The sequence below is a fragment of the Streptomyces sp. SudanB182_2057 genome, from assembly GCF_964272715.1.
GTDB classification, from domain to species: domain Bacteria; phylum Actinomycetota; class Actinomycetes; order Streptomycetales; family Streptomycetaceae; genus Streptomyces; species Streptomyces rubradiris.
On sequence record NZ_OZ186798.1, the window covers coordinates 6,098,605 to 6,112,601 of the forward strand.

Genomic DNA, 13,997 nt, shown 5'->3' on the forward strand with positions numbered 1-13,997 from the left:
TCGGTTTCCTCGTGGTCCCTCAGTTCAGGCTCGTCGGCGTCCGCGTCAGCTCGAACGCGGGCAGCGACGGCAGGCTGCGGATGATCGACGTCTCCGCGCGCAGCAGTCTCAGCTCGTCCCGCAGCCGCGAGGCGGTGTCCGGCGCCTGGAGCAGCCGCTGCTTGGTCGGCGTGTCGTGCACCACCGCCGCGGCCACCAGGTACGACACCACGCCCGGGTCGTCCGGCAGCTCCGCGCCCGACGACAGGGAGCGCTCCCTGGCGCCCGCCAGCCGCTTCTGGTAGCGGCGGAAGGAGCGCAGGACGTCCTCGGCCAGCGCGCCGGCGTCGTCCCCGGGCTCCTCCGTCAGCTCCTCCAGCTCCGCGGTCAGGTACGGGCCCGACGCGTCCACGGACAGCAGCCGCACCCGGGTCGTCCCGGTCGCCAGCACCTCGAACGTGCCGTCGGACCGTTCCCGGATGGTCGCCGCGTCGGCCACACAGCCCACCCCGTGGAAGGCGCGGAGCGGGTCCGGACCGAAGCCGGCGGCCGGCCCCCGCTCGGGCCGCGCGGTGGGATCGGGCATGCCGGGGGCGCTCGGCGCGACCTCGTGGCCGTCCCGGATGGCGACGACGGCGAACCGGCGCGGCTCGTCCTCGGGGGTCTTCAGCAGGTCGCGCAGCATGGCGCGATACCGCTCCTCGAAGACGTTCAGCGGCAGCACGAGACCCGGGAACAGCACCGAGTTCAGCGGAAAGAGCGGCAGGCGGACGGTGGTCACGGCGCCCCAGCCTAGTGGCCTGCGGGGCGGGCGTGGCCGCCGTGTCCGTCTCCGGGCTCCGGCGGCGCCGAGAGCAGCCCGGCCAGGGCGGCCCCGGGGAGCGCCGTCTGAAGGTGCTCGCGCAGCTTCAGGAAGTGGCCGAGCGGGTCCTCGGAGAACCGGTCCCAGGGGAACGACGTGGCGTACGGGCCGATCAGCCGCAACTGGGCCCGGGCGTCCCGCCAGCGCTCCAGCCGCAGCAGCAGGTACAGCAGCTTGTTGCGGACCTCGGCCGGGTACGGGTCGGCCGCCGGCAGCCGCGCGGACAGGGCGATCGCCCGGTCCGCCGCCGCCTCCAGCCGGCCCCGGGGCACCGCCGCGCCGCAGCCGTCGGTCAGATAGCCGAAGGCCGCCCGGGCGGGCAGCGCCTGGACCAGCGAGTCGGCCGGGGCGTCCTGCGCGGCCCGGTCGGCGAAGTCGAAGCACTCGCGGTGGGAGCCGTGCCAGGAGGCTGCCAGATAGCGCAGGGCGGCCACATGGCAGCCGTAGTGGTGCGGGGCGCGCCGGACGGCCGCCTCCCACAGCTCCTCGAAATAGCGGTGCCCGGCCCGGGTGCCGCGCGCGTGGTCGAGCGCGATGCGCCAGGGCACCGGGTCTCGGTCGTCGGCGCGGGCGGCGGCGGTGATCAGCGGACTCACCTCGCGCAGCAGCTCGGCCCGGGCCGGCGAGGGCCAGGCGCGGTCCACCGCCAGCTGGGCCCCGACCAGCAGCGCTCCGGCGTCGTGGGGGTCGGCGGCGCGCCACTCCTCGTACCACTCCGGGCGGGAGCGGGCGAAGGCGGCCAGGCGCCGGGCGTAGCGGTCCCGGTGCTCCCAGTCGGCCGTGGCGCGGGTGTCGGCGAGCAGGCCGGCCGCGGTGCCGTATTCGCCCCGGCCGGCCGCGACGAGCGCGGGCGAGAGGCGGTCGTCGGGCGCGTCGAGCACGGCCTCGTCCCCGGCCGGTGGCCGGTGGGCCGGGCGCGCGGGTCGTCGGGGCATCCGGCGGTGGGGGCGGATGAACGAGGGCAGCAGAGCCATGGTGCCGACCATTGAAAGTCCGCAGGTCGGGGCGGCGCCAGAGGGACAAGGCAAGTCGTGGAAGGTTGTACGGCCGACGGTGAAGGTCCTGTAAAGGGTGCATGCGCGTCCCGCGCGAATGCGGAGGGCTCGCGCGGGTGCGGAGGGCTCGCGCGGGTGCCGAGAGGACCGGCTCCGCCGTGGCGGCCGGGGGGGGCGAGGGTCGGCTCCGCCGTGGTGGCCGGGGGTGGCGTGGGTCGGCTCCGCCGTGGTGGCCGGGGGTGGCGTGGGTCGGCTTCGCCCGTGGTGGCCGGGGGTGGCGTGGGTCGGTTCCGCTCGCAGTGGCGGGTGTGGTGTGGGTCGGTTCCGCTCGCAGTGGCGGGTGTGGTGTGGGTCGGTTCCGTCCGTAGCGGTCGGGTGCGGCGTGGGCAGGGTCCGCTCGCGGCGGCCGGGGCGGGCGAGGATCGGCTCCGCCGTAGCGGCCGGGCGTGGCGTGGTCCGGCTCCGCTCGTAGCGGTCGGGTGCGGCGTGGGCAGAGTCCGCTCGCAGCGGTCGGGGGCGGCGAGAGTCGGCTCGCGGGGCAGCCGGGTGCTGCGTGGGTCAGCTTCGGCGCAGTAGGCGGGTCGCGCCCGCCGCCACCGTGGTGGCCAGGACCCAGCCGGCGAGGATCATCACCGTCGCCAGCCACTGCCAGCCGCCGCGCAGCTGCCACTCGCCCGCCTGGCCGAGGTCGATCACCGGCAGCAGCAGGTCCAGGGTGAACAGCGCCGGACTCCAGGCCGGATGGCCGCCGGAGTTCATCGGCGGATGGTGGGCGTGCGCGAACGCCAGCGTGCCCGCCGCCCACAGCACCGCCATCCACACCGCGGCCCGGCCCGGCCGGTAGCCGTAGGCCACGATCCAGTCCTGCGCGAACCCCCAGACCTTGGCGGCCGGCGGCAGCGTCTCGCGCCGCCGGCGCTGCTTGGCGAGCAGCACCTCGCGCGCGTCCTCGTCCTCCCCGGCGGAGCGCAGCACCGAGGCCAGCCGCTCGTACGGCTCCGGGGCGTACTCGGCGGTGGCCGCCGCCACCCAGTCCAGGCGCCGGGTCAGCGGGAACGGGCCCTGCGGCACCAGGTTCTCGTAGGTGAACCCGCCCATGTGCAGATTGCCCGCCTCCGGCCAGCTGCTCGCGCGGTCCACCAGGTTCACCACCCGCGCGCCCGACAGCACCACCTTCCCGCGCTGCGGCTTGTCCCCGAGGAAGCGCAGCTCCGGCGTCTGCACCCGGCGCAGCGACAGCTCCTGGTCGTCGGTGAGGGCGAACCGGGCCCGCTCCAGGTCGACGGCGTCCCCGAACCGGCCGTCGTCCAGCCGCACCCCGCCCCGGCACTCGAAGCGCTGGATGCGCGTCCCGTGCGCGGGCGTGGTGCCGCTGAGCGCCGGACCGCCCACGCCGGCCGGGGTCAGATACAGGGTGCGCTCGACCGTGAGCTGCGGGGCGTTAAGGGCGAGCCGGGCATGGGGGTTGGCGAGTTTCGCGCCGCGCAGGCTGAGCGAGACGCCGATCTGGGCGCCGCGCAGGCTCAGCTCGCCGTGCGACTCCAGCATCTCCGCCTGGAGGTCCTGGCCGACGGTCATGCCGTCCGCCGCGATCGACCGGCCGCTGCGGTCGCGGTACGCGATCGCCTGGTTGAGCAGCAGGTCGGTGCCGATCTGCGCGTCCGTCAGCCGGACCCCGCTCTGGAACCGGCAGCGCGGCAGATGCAGATCGCCCTCCGTGTGCACCCGGGCCGCCTCCAGCCGCGGCACCGCGCAGTCCACCATCCGCACGGTCGTGAACCGGGCCTCCGGCAGCCGTATCTCCTGGTCGAAGCGGCACCTCGTCAGCTCCATGTACGGCGTCACCTGGCCGCCGGCGAGATCCAGCACGCCGGTGATCCGTACGCCGACGAGCTTCAGCGAGGACACCCGGCCGGCCAGCGCCGGCGGGCCGTCCAGCAGCAGCCAGCACACGATGCGGGCCCGCACGGTCCGCTCCGGGCCCCACGGATGGCCGCCGTGCGGGTCGTCCGCAGCGAGGTCCCCGCTGCTCAGGTCGTACACGCTGCCGTTGCGGAAGGCCTGCCACATGCCCGCCTCGCTCGCGGTCAGGTCGTCCGGCAGGTCCCCGGTGGCGATGCGGACGCCGGCTCCCTCGGTCACCGCTCTCCTCTCGTCGTGCGATGCCTTTCGTACAGCCGTTCATGCCCGTTGGGTGACCCGTCGAACACTCCACGTGAAGGCGATCGTCCGGTTTCCGGCCACCGTCTGTACCGGGCATTGGCCCGCGGAGAAGCGGCTGACGGGCGGTGTCGCGTCCGCCCGCGCGACGTCAAGTACCGGCTTTCGGCCCACGGCGGTCCCGGTCATTGGCCCACGCTCTGTATCAGCCACTGATACGCGCGAACGGCTCCCGACGGCGGTCTGCGAGAATTGACCCCGTGATTTCCCGAATCGATCTGCGCGGCGACGCCCTTCCCGAGGGCCCCGCCCTGCGCGACCTGCTGCCCCGAGCCGACTTCGACGTTCAGGCCGCCCTGGAGAAGGTGCGCCCGATCTGCGAGGCCGTGCATCATCGCGGCGACGCGGCGCTGATCGACTTCGCGGAGAAGTTCGACGGAGTACGGCTGGAAAACGTCCGTGTCCCGGCGCAGGCGCTCACCGACGCGCTCGCCGGTCTCGACCCGGCCGTGCGCGCCGCCCTCGAGGAGTCCATCCGCCGCGCCCGGCTGGTCCACCGCGCGCAGCGCCGCACGACCCACACCACCCAGGTGGTGCCGGGCGGCTCGGTCACCGAGAAGTGGGTGCCGGTCGAGCGGGTCGGGCTGTACGCGCCCGGCGGGCGGTCGGTGTACCCGTCCTCCGTGGTGATGAACGTGGTGCCCGCGCAGGAGGCCGGCGTCGAGTCCATCGCGCTCGCCTCCCCGGCCCAGGCCGAGTACGGCGGCCTGCCGCACCCGACGATCCTGGCCGCCTGCGCCCTGCTCGGCGTGGACGAGGTGTACGCCGCGGGCGGCGCCACCGCCGTCGCGATGTTCGCGTACGGCACCGAGTCCTGCCCGCCCGCCAACATGGTCACCGGCCCCGGCAACATCTGGGTCGCCGCCGCCAAGCGCTACTTCACCGGCAGGATCGGCATCGACGCCGAGGCCGGCCCGACCGAGATCGCGATCCTCGCCGACGACACCGCCGACCCAGTGCACGTGGCCGCCGACCTGATCAGCCAGGCCGAGCACGACCCGCTCGCGGCGGCCGTCCTGGTCACCGACTCCGCCGCCCTGGCGGACGCGGTGGAGAAGGAGCTGGCACCGCAGGTCGCGGCCACCCGGCACGTGGACGACCGGATCGTGCCCGCCCTGGGGGGCAGGCAGTCCGCGATCGTCCTGGTGGACGGCATCGAGGAGGGCCTGAAGGTGGTCGACGCCTACGGCGCCGAGCACCTGGAGATCCAGACCGCCGACGCCACCGCGGTCGCCGGCCGGGTCCGCAACGCGGGCGCGATCTTCATCGGCCCCTGGGCCCCCGTCTCCCTCGGCGACTACGCGGCCGGGTCCAACCACGTCCTGCCCACCGGGGGCTGCGCCTGCCACTCCTCGGGCCTGTCGGTCCAGTCCTTCCTGCGCGGCATCCACATCGTGGACTACACCAGGGACGCGCTCGCCGAGGTCGCCCACCACGTGGTGACGCTGGCGGAGGCGGAGGACCTGCCCGCGCACGGCGCGGCGATCAAGGCGAGGTTCGGCTGGAAGGTACCCGAGAGCAAGTGACCGGCATCGACGATCTCCCCATCCGTGACGAGCTGCGCGGCAAGTCCCCCTACGGCGCGCCCCAGCTGGACGTGCCCGTACGGCTGAACACCAACGAGAACCCGTACCCGCTGCCCGAGCCGCTGGTCGAGCGGATCGCGGAGCGGGTGCGCGAGGCCGCCCGCGACCTGAACCGCTACCCGGACCGGGACGCGGTCCGCCTGCGCACCGGGCTGGCCGAGTACCTGACGAAGAGCGGCGGGTACCCCCTCGGCATCGAGAACGTCTGGGCCGCCAACGGCTCCAACGAGGTCATCCAGCAGCTGCTGCAGACCTTCGGCGGGCCGGGCCGCACGGCCATCGGCTTCGAGCCGTCGTACTCCATGCACGCGCTCATCGCGCGCGGCACCGGCACCGGCTGGATCTCCGGTCCCCGCGGCGAGGACTTCACGATCGACCTCGCCGCCGCCGAGCGCGCCATCGCCGAGCACAAGCCGGACGTCGTCTTCGTCACCACCCCCAACAACCCCACCGGCAACGCGGTCCCGCCCGAGACCGTTCTCGCGCTGTACGAGGCGGCCCAGGCTGCCAAGCCGTCCATGGTGATCGTGGACGAGGCGTACGTCGAGTTCAGCCACGGCGCCTCGCTGCTGCCGCTGCTGGACGGCCGCCCGCACCTGGTGGTCTCCCGCACGATGTCCAAGGCGTTCGGCGCCGCCGGCCTGCGCCTCGGCTACCTGGCCGCGCACCCGGCCGTCGTGGACGCCGTGCAGCTGGTCCGGCTGCCGTACCACCTGTCGGCCGTCACCCAGGCGACCGCGCTGGCCGCGCTGGAGCACACCGACACGCTGCTCGGGTACGTCGAGCAGCTCAAGGCCGAGCGGGACCGGCTGGTCGCCGAGCTGCGCGCGATCGGCTACGAAGTCACCGAGTCCGACGCGAACTTCGTGCAGTTCGGCCGGTTCGCCGACGCCCACGCGGCCTGGCGGAAGATCCTCGACCGGGGCGTGCTGGTCCGGGACAACGGCGTACCGGGGTGGCTGCGGGTGTCCGCGGGCACCCCGCAGGAGAACGACGCGTTCCTCGACGCGGTACGGGAAGTCAAGAAGGAGCTGGGTTCATGAGCCGCGTTGGACGCGTGGAGCGCACCACCAAGGAGACGTCGGTGCTGGTCGAGATAGACCTCGACGGCACCGGCCGCACCGACATCGCCACCGGTGTCGGCTTCTACGACCACATGCTCGACCAGCTCGGCCGGCACGGTCTGTTCGACCTGACCGTGAAGACCGACGGCGACCTGCACATCGACTCCCACCACACCATCGAGGACACCGCCCTCGCGCTGGGCGCCGCCTTCAAGCAGGCCCTCGGCGACAAGGTGGGCATCTACCGCTTCGGCAACTGCACGGTCCCGCTGGACGAGTCCCTCGCCCAGGTCACCGTCGACCTGTCCGGCCGCCCCTACCTCGTGCACACCGAGCCCGAGAACATGGCGCCGATGATCGGCGCGTACGACACCACGATGACCCGGCACATCCTGGAGTCCTTCGTCGCCCAGGCGCAGATCGCGCTGCACGTGCACGTGCCCTACGGCCGCAACGCCCACCACATCGTGGAGTGCCAGTTCAAGGCGCTGGCCCGGGCCCTCAGGTACGCCTCCGAGCGCGACCCGCGCGCGGCCGGCATCCTCCCGTCGACGAAGGGCGCGCTGTAACCCATGACCGGTCTGTCGACCCTGCTGATCGTCGTCGGCCTCTTCCTGGTCGGCGGGATCATCTCCTTCGTCAAGCAGAAGATGCCCACCAGCCTCATCGTGCTGCTCTCCATCGGCGCGGCCCTGTGCCTGGTGGCGGGCGTCATGCGGCTGGAGGTGTGGAATTGAGCACCCCGTCGGGCAAGAAGAAGGTCGTCGTCTTCGACTACGGCTTCGGCAACGTCCGCTCCGCCGAACGCGCCCTCGCGCGCGTGGGCGCCGACGTCGAGATCACCCGTGACTTCGACAAGGCGATGAACGCCGACGGGCTGCTCGTGCCGGGCGTCGGCGCGTTCGCCGCCTGCATGAAGGGCCTGCGCGACGCGCGCGGCGACTGGGTCGTGGACCGCCGGCTGTCCGGCGGGCGCCCGGTCATGGGCATCTGCGTCGGCATGCAGATCCTCTTCGCGCGCGGCATCGAGCACGGCGTGGAGGCCGAGGGCCTGGACGAGTGGCCCGGCACGGTCGCGCCGCTCCAGGCCGACGTGGTGCCCCACATGGGCTGGAACACCGTCGAGGCTCCGGCCGGCTCGCGGCTGTTCGCGGGCCTGGACACCGACGCCCGCTTCTACTTCGTGCACTCCTACGCCGTCCACGAGTGGTCCCTGGAAACCCACAACCCGGTGATCGAGGCCCCCAAGGTCACCTGGTCGACGCACGGCGAGCCGTTCGTGGCCGCCGTGGAGAACGGCGCCCTGTGGGCCACCCAGTTCCACCCCGAGAAGTCCGGCGACGCCGGCGCCCAGCTCCTCACCAACTGGATCGGAACCCTGTAGACCATGGCCAAGCTCGAACTGCTCCCCGCCGTCGACGTCCGCGACGGCCAGGCCGTCCGCCTCGTGCACGGCGAGTCCGGCACCGAGACCTCCTACGGCTCCCCGCTGGAGGCCGCCCTCGCCTGGCAGCGCGCCGGCGCGGAGTGGCTGCACCTGGTCGACCTGGACGCCGCGTTCGGCACCGGCGACAACCGCGACCTGATCGCCGAGGTCGCCGGGGCCATGGACATCAAGGTGGAGCTGTCCGGCGGCATCCGCGACGACGACACCCTCGCCGCCGCCCTCGCCACCGGCTGCACCCGGGTGAACCTCGGCACCGCCGCCCTGGAGACCCCCGAGTGGGTGGCCCGGGTGATCGCCGAGCACGGCGACAAGATCGCCGTCGGCCTGGACGTCCGCGGCACCACCCTGCGCGGCCGGGGCTGGACCCGCGACGGCGGCGACCTGTACGAGACGCTGGACCGCCTGAACAAGGAGGGCTGCGCCCGCTACGTCGTCACCGACATCGCCAAGGACGGCACGCTCCAGGGCCCCAACCTGGAGCTGCTGCGCAACGTGTGCGCGGCGACCGACCGCCCGGTGGTCGCCTCCGGCGGCGTGTCCTCCCTGGACGACCTGCGGGCCCTGGCCGGCCTGGTGCCGCTCGGTGTCGAAGGCGCCATCGTAGGGAAGGCGCTGTACGCGAAGGCGTTCACCCTGGAAGAGGCCTTGGAGGCTGTGTCGTCATGACGTCCGAAGCCGTACGGCGCGTGCAGAGCGGAAGTCCCTGGGAAGAGCCCTTCGGTTTCGCACGCGCCGTGGCGGCGGGCGACCGGGTGCTGGTGGGCGGCACGACGTCCTTCAAGGGCACCGTGCTGTACGGCGAGGGCGACCCCTACGAACAGGCCAAGGTGGCCTTCACCAGCGCCGTCGAGGCGATCGCGGAGTTCGGCCTCGGCGTCGAGTCCGTGATCCGCACCCGGATGTACCTGACCCACGCGCGGGACGTGGACGCCGTCGGCCGGGCCCACCAGGAGCTGTTCGGCTCCGTGCGCCCGGTCTCGACCCTGCTGGTCGTCGAGGGCTTCGTCGACCCGCGCATCCTGGTCGAAGTGGAACTAGAAGCATTCAGAGGAGCCTGAGCAGTCATGACCCTGGCGGTCCGAGTCATCCCCTGCCTGGACGTGGACAACGGCCGGGTCGTCAAGGGCGTGAACTTCCAGAACCTGCGCGACGCGGGTGATCCCGTCGAGATGGCCAAGGTGTACGACGCCGAGGGCGCCGACGAACTGACGTTCCTGGACATCACCGCGTCCTCCGGCGACCGGGAGACGACCTACGACGTGGTGCGCCGCACCGCCGAGCAGGTGTTCATCCCGCTGACCGTCGGCGGGGGCGTGCGCACCGCCGACGACGTGGACAAGCTGCTGCGGGCGGGCGCCGACAAGGTGGGCGTGAACACCGCCGCGATCGCCCGCCCCGACCTGATCCGCGAGATCGCCGAGCGGTTCGGCCGCCAGGTGCTCGTCCTGTCGGTGGACGCCCGCCGCACCCCCGAGGGCACCTTCGAGGTCACCACCCACGGCGGCCGGCGCGGCACCGGCCTCGACGCGGTGGAGTGGGCACACCGGGCGGCGGAGTTGGGCGCGGGCGAGATCCTGCTGAACTCCATGGACGCCGACGGCACCAAGGACGGCTACGACCTGGAGATGATCGCCGCCGTCCGCAAGCACGTCACGGTCCCCGTGATCGCCTCCGGCGGCGCCGGCAGGCTCGCCGACTTCCCGCCGGCCGTCGCGGCGGGCGCCGACGCGGTCCTGGCCGCCTCGGTCTTCCACTTCGGCGACCTGCGCATCGGCCAGGTGAAGGAGACCCTGCGGGGCGCCGGGCACCCCGTCAGGTAGCGAGCCACAGCAGCAGGCCCCGGCCGGACGGCCGGGGCCTTCGCACGGGCGGCTACGATCCCGGCCCGCCGTCACCGTCCCCGTGCCCGAGAGGACACCCCCCCCGCGTGACCACCACGCTCCTACCGCCCGCCTCCGTGCGCGCCCACCGTGACCCCAACGTGCTGCGCTGGCTCGGGGCCTACACCTCCTCGATGCTCGGTGACAACATCTACTACCTCGCGTTGTCCTGGGCCGCCGTCCAGGCCGGGACGCCCGCGCAGGCGGGGCTGGTGATGTCCGCGAGCGCGCTGCCCCGGGCCGTGCTGATGCTCGGCGGAGGGGTGATCGCCGACCGGCTGGGGCCGAGGAGGGTCGTGATCGGCAGCGACGCCGTGCGCTGCGCGGCCGTCCTCGCCGTGGCCGCCCTGCTGTTCCTCACCAGCCCCGGGCTGTGGCCGCTCGCCCTGCTCGCGTGCGTCTTCGGCACCGTCGACGCCGTGTTCATGCCGGCCGTGGGCGCCTTGCCGGCCCGGATCACCGGCAAGGACCAGCTCGCCCGCGTCCAGGGCCTGCGCGGCCTCGCCATCCGCGGCGCGAGCGTCGTCGGCGCCCCGCTCGGCGGCCTCGGCGTGGCCCTCGGCGGCGCCCCGGCGGCCTTCGCCCTCGCCGGAGCGCTCATCGCGCTGTCGATACCGCTGCTGCTGTCCGTCCGCGTCCGGGACCTGCCCGCCGGCACCGAGCGCGGCGCCACCGCCTGGGCCGACCTCAAGGCCGGACTGCGCCACGTCCGCCGGCACCGGGTCCTCGGCCCCCTCATGATCGCGATCGCGCTCGGCGACCTCGGCTTCGTCGGCCCGCTGAACGTCGGCCTGACCCTGCTCGCCGACCACCGCGGCTGGGGCGCCGCGGGCATGGGCTGGATACTGGCCGGGTTCGGCACCGGCGCGGGCGCCGCCTCCCTGCTGCTCGCGGCCCGCGGCCGGCTGCCCCGCGCCGGACTGGTCACCGGGTGCGCGTGCACGGCCGGCTCCGTGGCCGTCGGCGCCCTCGGCTTCGTCCCCGGCCTCGCCGCCGCCGTCGGCACCGCCCTGCTCGTCGGCCTGCTCACCGGACTCAGCGGCGCGTTGTGCGGCGCCCTGCTCCAGACCCAGGCCGACCCCGCCTACCTGGGCCGCGTCACCGCCGTCTCCAGCCTCGTCAGCCTCGGCCTCACCCCGTTGAGCATGCCCTTCGCCGCCGCCGCGGCCGGCGCCTTCGGACTCGGCCCGGTCTACGCCGTCAGCGCCGCCGTCTGCGGACTCGGCGGCCTCGTCTTCCTCGTCGTACCGGCCCTGCGCCGCGCGGAACTCCCCGGCTGACGGACCTGTTCAGAGGCCCAGCTGCCTCGACTCGTGCAGCTTGTCGATCGCGTCCGCGTCCCCGACCAGCTCCACCCCGGCCACGCCCTGCCGTCCGTACGCGAACATCAGCAGCTCAGACGGCGCACCGGTCACCGTGACCACCGGCGTCCCCCGGTGCGCCACCACCGTCTGCCCGTCCGGGCGGCGCAGCACCAGCCCCGTCGGCGCGCCCTTGCCCAGCAGCCGCGCGGCGCGCTCCAGCCGGGACCACAGCGCGTCCTGGAACACCGGGTCCAGCTCGCGCGGGGTCCACTCCGGCTGGGCGCGGCGCACGTCCTCCGTGTGGACGTAGAACTCGATGATGTTGGCCGCTTCGTCGACCTGCTTGAGCTGGAACGGCGACAGGCGCGGCGGGCCGGTGCGGATCAGCCGGATCAGCTCCCCGTACGGCTTCGCGGTGTACTCGGCCATCACCTTCTCCAGGCGCGGCGCGAGCCGCCTGACCAGGGTGCCGCCCGCCGCGTCCGGGCGGCGCTCGCGCACGACGACGTGCGCGGCCAGGTCCCGGGTCCGCCAGCCCGCGCAGAGGGTCTCGGCGTCCGGACCGACGGTGTCCAACAAGTCGGCGAGCAGCAGCCGTTCACGCTTGGCGAAGGTCGACATGAAGCCAGCCTACGACCAGGTGATCGCTTCGCCCACCCGTCGCCCTCCCGGCGCGGCCCCGTCGCCGCCGTGACCGTTCCGTGGACGCGCGGGGTCCGCCGCCGGTGCCGCGCGGCACAATGGCACCCATGACCAGTACGACCGGAAACCCCCGGCCCAGCAGCCTCGACCCGGAGATCGCCGCGCGGCTCAAGCGCAGCGCCGACGGGCTCGTCCCCGCCATCGCCCAGCAGTACGACACCGGCGAGGTGCTCATGCTCGGCTGGATGGACGACGAGGCACTGCACCGCACGCTGACCACCGGCCGTTGCACCTACTGGTCGCGCAGCCGCCGGGAGTACTGGGTCAAGGGCGACACCTCCGGGCACGTCCAACGGGTGAAGTCGGTCGCGCTGGACTGCGACGGCGACACCCTGCTGGTCCGGGTCGACCAGGTGGGGGCCGCCTGCCACACCGGCGCGCGCACCTGCTTCGACGAGGACGTGCTCCTGAAGGACGCGGACGCCGCCGCTCCGGCGTCCGCGTCGTAGGGTCGGCCGCCATGGATCTAGAGACCTTCCGCAAGCTGGCCGGCGACCGGCGCGTCATCCCGGTCACCCGCAAGCTCCTGGCCGACGGTGACACACCGGTCGCGCTCTACCGCAAGCTCGCCGCCGAACGCCCCGGCACCTTCCTGCTGGAATCGGCGGAGAACGGCCGCTCCTGGTCCCGGTACTCCTTCGTCGGGGTCCGCAGCGCCGCCACGCTCACCACCCGGGACGGGCAGGCCCACTGGATCGGCACCCCGCCGGTCGGCGTCCCCACGGACGGCGACCCCCTCGCGGTCCTGCGCGCCAGCCTCCAGACCCTGCACACCCCGCACCAGGAGGGCCTGCCGCCCTTCACCGGCGGCATGGTCGGCTATCTGGGCTACGACATCGTCCGCCGCCTGGAGAAGATCGGCCCCGGCGAGCACGACGAACTGCGGCTGCCCGAGCTGACCATGCTGCTGACCAGCGACCTCGCGGTGATGGACCACTGGGAGGGCTCGGTCCTGCTGATCGCCAACGCGATCAACCACAACGACCTGGACACCGGCGTCGACGAGGCGTACGCGGACGCCGTGGCCCGCCTGGACGCCATGGAGGCAGACCTCTCCCGCCCGGTCTCCCAGCCCCCGGCCCACCTGCCGCCCTCCCGGCTGCCCGAGTACACCGCCCGCTGGGGCGGCGCCGACTACCAGCGGGCCGTGGAGGACATCAAGGAGCGCATCCGCGCGGGCGAGGCCTTCCAGGTCGTGCCCTCCCAGCGCTTCGAGACCCCCTGCACGGCGAGCGCCCTGGACGTCTACCGGGTGCTGCGGGCCACCAACCCCTCGCCGTACATGTACCTGTTCCGCTTCGACGGCTTCGACATCGTCGGCTCCTCCCCGGAGGCGCTGGTGAAGGTCGAGGACGGGCGCGCGATGGTCCACCCCATCGCCGGCACCCGGCACCGCGGGGCCACCCCGCAGGAGGACCAGGCGCTCGCCGAGGAACTGCTCGCCGACCCCAAGGAGCGCGCCGAGCACCTGATGCTGGTCGACCTCGGCCGCAACGACCTCGGCCGGGTCTGCGAGCCCGGCTCGGTCGAGGTGGTCGACTTCATGTCCATCGAGCGCTACTCGCACGTGATGCACATCGTCTCCACCGTCACCGGCAAGGTGGCCCCCGGCCGCACCGCCTTCGACGTGCTCACCGCGTGCTTCCCGGCCGGCACCCTCTCCGGCGCCCCGAAGCCCCGCGCCATGCAGATCATCGACGAGCTGGAGCCGTCCCGGCGCGGCCTGTACGGCGGCTGCGTCGGCTATCTGGACTTCGCCGGCGACTCCGACACCGCGATCGCCATCCGCACCGCCCTGCTCCGCGACGGCGTCGCGTACGTCCAGGCCGGCGCGGGTGTCGTCGCCGACTCCGACCCGGCCGCGGAGGACCAGGAGTGCCGCAACAAGGCGGCGGCCGTGCTGCGGGCGGTGCACACGGCGAACCGCCTCGGGCAATAGGGCGCTTGTCATAGCAACC

Annotated in this window: 15 protein-coding genes; 11 read left to right on the forward strand and 4 right to left on the reverse strand. The window is 73.7% G+C overall.

All coding sequences use genetic code 11. The features are described 5' to 3' along the window. Positions 1–19: 19 nt before the first annotated feature. From ACSURM_RS27020 to ACSURM_RS27030, 3 genes are all read right to left on the reverse strand, one after another. Complete coding sequence (locus tag ACSURM_RS27020; protein WP_436958348.1) at positions 20–760, reverse strand: LON peptidase substrate-binding domain-containing protein; 741 nt, start codon at positions 758–760, stop codon at positions 20–22. 11 nt (positions 761–771) lie between these two features. After that, the gene (locus tag ACSURM_RS27025) at positions 772–1,827 is read right to left on the reverse strand and encodes a hypothetical protein (RefSeq protein WP_436958349.1); all 1,056 of its coding nucleotides are present in this window, start codon (positions 1,825–1,827) and stop codon (positions 772–774) included. 567 nt (positions 1,828–2,394) lie between these two features. Beyond that, positions 2,395–3,978, reverse strand: a complete 1,584-nt coding sequence (locus ACSURM_RS27030; protein ID WP_436958350.1) for an oxidoreductase — start codon at positions 3,976–3,978, stop codon at positions 2,395–2,397. 278 nt (positions 3,979–4,256) lie between these two features. Between ACSURM_RS27030 and hisD the strand changes: the two genes are divergently transcribed. From hisD to ACSURM_RS27075, 9 genes are all read left to right on the forward strand, one after another. Beyond that, positions 4,257–5,582 carry a histidinol dehydrogenase gene (gene hisD / locus ACSURM_RS27035; protein WP_436958351.1) on the forward strand — a complete coding sequence of 442 codons (1,326 nt, stop codon included), beginning with the start codon at positions 4,257–4,259 and terminating at the stop codon, positions 5,580–5,582. Continuing rightward, the gene (locus ACSURM_RS27040; RefSeq protein WP_436958352.1) at positions 5,579–6,685 is read left to right on the forward strand and encodes a histidinol-phosphate transaminase; all 1,107 of its coding nucleotides are present in this window, start codon (positions 5,579–5,581) and stop codon (positions 6,683–6,685) included. Before hisD ends, ACSURM_RS27040 begins: the two co-directional genes overlap by 4 nt. After that, positions 6,682–7,275: an imidazoleglycerol-phosphate dehydratase HisB gene (gene hisB, locus ACSURM_RS27045; RefSeq protein WP_146468424.1), complete on the forward strand. Its 594-nt coding sequence runs from the start codon at positions 6,682–6,684 to the stop codon at positions 7,273–7,275. The genes ACSURM_RS27040 and hisB overlap by 4 nt, the downstream gene beginning before the upstream one ends. A gap of 3 nt (positions 7,276–7,278) precedes the next feature. Continuing rightward, complete coding sequence (locus ACSURM_RS27050; RefSeq protein WP_030605407.1) at positions 7,279–7,443, forward strand: hypothetical protein; 165 nt, start codon at positions 7,279–7,281, stop codon at positions 7,441–7,443. After that, a complete protein-coding gene (gene hisH / locus ACSURM_RS27055; RefSeq protein WP_436958353.1) occupies positions 7,434–8,090 on the forward strand; it encodes an imidazole glycerol phosphate synthase subunit HisH in 657 nt (218 codons plus the stop codon). Before ACSURM_RS27050 ends, hisH begins: the two co-directional genes overlap by 10 nt. 3 nt (positions 8,091–8,093) lie before the next feature. Continuing rightward, complete coding sequence (gene priA / locus ACSURM_RS27060) at positions 8,094–8,819, forward strand: bifunctional 1-(5-phosphoribosyl)-5-((5-phosphoribosylamino)methylideneamino)imidazole-4-carboxamide isomerase/phosphoribosylanthranilate isomerase PriA (RefSeq protein ID WP_289965617.1); 726 nt, start codon at positions 8,094–8,096, stop codon at positions 8,817–8,819. Then, positions 8,816–9,211: a RidA family protein gene (locus tag ACSURM_RS27065; RefSeq protein ID WP_436958354.1), complete on the forward strand. Its 396-nt coding sequence runs from the start codon at positions 8,816–8,818 to the stop codon at positions 9,209–9,211. The genes priA and ACSURM_RS27065 overlap by 4 nt, the downstream gene beginning before the upstream one ends. Before the next feature lie 6 nt (positions 9,212–9,217). Further along, positions 9,218–9,973 (forward strand): imidazole glycerol phosphate synthase subunit HisF, encoded by a 756-nt coding sequence (gene hisF, locus ACSURM_RS27070; RefSeq protein WP_436958355.1) that lies wholly within the window; start codon positions 9,218–9,220, stop codon positions 9,971–9,973. A gap of 107 nt (positions 9,974–10,080) precedes the next feature. Then, entirely contained in the window at positions 10,081–11,313 is a 1,233-nt protein-coding gene (locus ACSURM_RS27075; RefSeq protein WP_436958356.1) for an MFS transporter, read from the forward strand. 9 nt (positions 11,314–11,322) lie between these two features. On the opposite strand, the gene ACSURM_RS27080 is transcribed toward ACSURM_RS27075, so the two are convergent. After that, positions 11,323–11,958 carry a TIGR03085 family metal-binding protein gene (locus ACSURM_RS27080; protein ID WP_436958357.1) on the reverse strand — a complete coding sequence of 212 codons (636 nt, stop codon included), beginning with the start codon at positions 11,956–11,958 and terminating at the stop codon, positions 11,323–11,325. Positions 11,959–12,086: 128 nt separating this feature from the next. Between ACSURM_RS27080 and hisI the strand changes: the two genes are divergently transcribed. Both hisI and ACSURM_RS27090 read left to right on the forward strand, forming a co-directional pair. Beyond that, positions 12,087–12,488 (forward strand): phosphoribosyl-AMP cyclohydrolase, encoded by a 402-nt coding sequence (gene hisI / locus ACSURM_RS27085; protein WP_436958358.1) that lies wholly within the window; start codon positions 12,087–12,089, stop codon positions 12,486–12,488. A gap of 11 nt (positions 12,489–12,499) precedes the next feature. After that, entirely contained in the window at positions 12,500–13,978 is a 1,479-nt protein-coding gene (locus ACSURM_RS27090; protein WP_436958359.1) for an anthranilate synthase component I, read from the forward strand. Positions 13,979–13,997 lie beyond the last annotated feature (19 nt).